The organism is Protofrankia coriariae (assembly GCF_001017755.1).
In the GTDB taxonomy this organism is placed as follows: Bacteria; Actinomycetota; Actinomycetes; order Frankiales; family Frankiaceae; genus Protofrankia; species Protofrankia coriariae.
In genome coordinates, this window is the sequence record NZ_JWIO01000033.1 from 20,096 (window position 1) to 21,983 (window position 1,888).

3 protein-coding genes are annotated in these 1,888 nt (G+C 69.5%); 2 read left to right on the top strand and 1 reads right to left on the bottom strand.

Annotated elements, in window-relative coordinates:
* Nucleotides 1-254 precede the first annotated feature (254 nt).
* Nucleotides 255-560, top strand: coding sequence for a hypothetical protein (locus FrCorBMG51_RS18105; protein ID WP_047224242.1), 306 nt, complete (start codon nt 255-257; stop codon nt 558-560).
* 146 nt (nt 561-706) lie between these two features.
* On the top strand, nt 707-859 hold the full coding sequence (locus FrCorBMG51_RS29825) for a hypothetical protein (protein WP_157180564.1): 153 nt from the start codon (nt 707-709) through the stop codon (nt 857-859).
* A 281-nt stretch (nt 860-1,140) separates the two neighbouring features.
* On the opposite strand, the gene FrCorBMG51_RS34955 is transcribed toward FrCorBMG51_RS29825, so the two are convergent.
* The gene (locus FrCorBMG51_RS34955; RefSeq protein WP_476742200.1) at nt 1,141-1,872 is read right to left on the bottom strand and encodes a cobaltochelatase subunit CobN; all 732 of its coding nucleotides are present in this window, start codon (nt 1,870-1,872) and stop codon (nt 1,141-1,143) included.
* Nucleotides 1,873-1,888: the final 16 nt, after the last annotated feature.

The window sequence follows — 1,888 nt, forward strand, 5'->3', positions numbered from 1 at the left end:
CCGCCGTATTGGCTGGTGCTTTCACGGGGAACCGGCGCCGCCGGTTCCCCGATTGCTCCCGAAAGCGTTCGCCGTGACGGGCGGGACGGGAATGCTAACGGCTGGCCGGTGGAACCGCATCCGCCACCGTCACGCCCCGTCAGAAAATCGGGTGAAGATGGCAATGTTTACCGTCACACGACGGCCGGGCATCCTGGGACAGGGCGCCGGTCCTTGAGTCATCGGCTTACCGGCCGACCATGAAGGGAAACGAAATGACGCTCGTGAAAAAGCCCCTGTACCTGCTGCCCGCGGTGGGCGTGGCCCTCTCGGCCGTCCTGTTCGCCCCGGCGGCCGCCCAGGCGGCTCCGTCAACGGGCCACTTCGACAAGTCGTACGGGAGTGGGTACGACCACGGCAAATACGGCCATGTGAAGTATGACTTCAAGAACTACGACTATAAGAGCTACGACCACGGCTCGTACGACGACCACGGCTGGTACGACCATGGCAAATGGTACGACGGCCATGGCTGGTACGACGGCCACGGCAAGTTCCACCAGGACAAGTCCTACAAGTAGGTGGAAGCCGCCGGCCCCCACGGTGCTGGGAGCCTGGTGAAGGACCCCGTTCGTCCGCCGGGAAGGCCGGTGGGATAGTCAGCCGTCGGCTGGCTCGTGCCGGCCACAACGGCGCCCGCAGGAATCCCACGGCCGGGACATCGCGCATGAGACCGCCGACGCGCACCGGCACTTTTCCGGCGGATGGCGGGGAGAGAAAACCGCGGGCCGCCCACGACACCGGGCGGCCCGCGGACCCGTGCGCCAGCGGCATCAACCATCCGTTCAGGATCCAGGACGCGACCAGGACGATCCGCTGAAGGACCCGGTTCAGCTCCGGCCCGACCAGGGTGCTCAACCGACCCGCGGGAAGGCGACCTGGAACCGGGCGGAGTACAGATCGTCACCGTACGGGGGACGTGCGCCGGGCGCGTCCGGATCGGATTTCACCGTAACGGTCCGCTCCGAGCAGGCCCGCGGAGTCAACTGTTCCATCGAGTTGTTCTGCCGGCGGGCGGGCGGGTGCGGCGGCCGGCCAGGCGTCCGGTCCGGAGCGGAGCCCGGTTACCGGCCGCGCTTTCCCGGTCGGCGGCAGAGCACGTCAGAGGCTGGGATCTTCGCCGGGGCCCTCGAGGTCGCCTTCGAGGTCGAGGTAGGTCTGGCGGAGGCCATCGAGGGTGGCGGGGTCCGGTTTCTCCCACAGGCCGCGGTCGGCGGCCTCCAGCAGGCGTTCGGCGATGCCGCGCAGCGCCCACGGGTTGGACGCCCGCATGAAGTCGCGGGTTTCCGGGTCGAAGACGTAGGAGGCGGCCAGCGACTCGTACATCCAGTCCTGGACGACACCGGCGGTGGCGTCGTAGCCGAACAGGTAGTCCACGGTCGCGGCCAGCTCGAACGCGCCCTTGTAGCCGTGCCGGCGCATCGCCGCGATCCACCGCGGGTTGACCACCCGGGCGCGGAAGACCCGGTGGGTCTCCTCCCGCAGGGTGCGGGTGCGCACCGCGTCCGGTACGGCACTGTCCCCGATGTAGGCGGCCGGGGACGCGCCGGTGAGCGCCCGTACCGCCGCCACCATCCCGCCGTGGTACTGGAAGTAGTCGTCGGAGTCGACCAGGTCGTGCTCGCGGGTGTCGGCGTTCTTCACCGCCACCTGGATGCGGCGGAACGCCTGTTCCATGTCGGCGCGCGCCTGACGGCCGTCGAGGTCGCGGCCGTAGGCGTAGCCGCCCCAGACCGCGTACACCTCGGCGAGGTCGGCGTCCGAGCGCCACTCCCGTGAGTCGATCAGGGGCAGCAGCCCGGCGCCGTACGCCCCCGGCTTCGAGCCGAAGATCCGGCTGGTCGCCCGC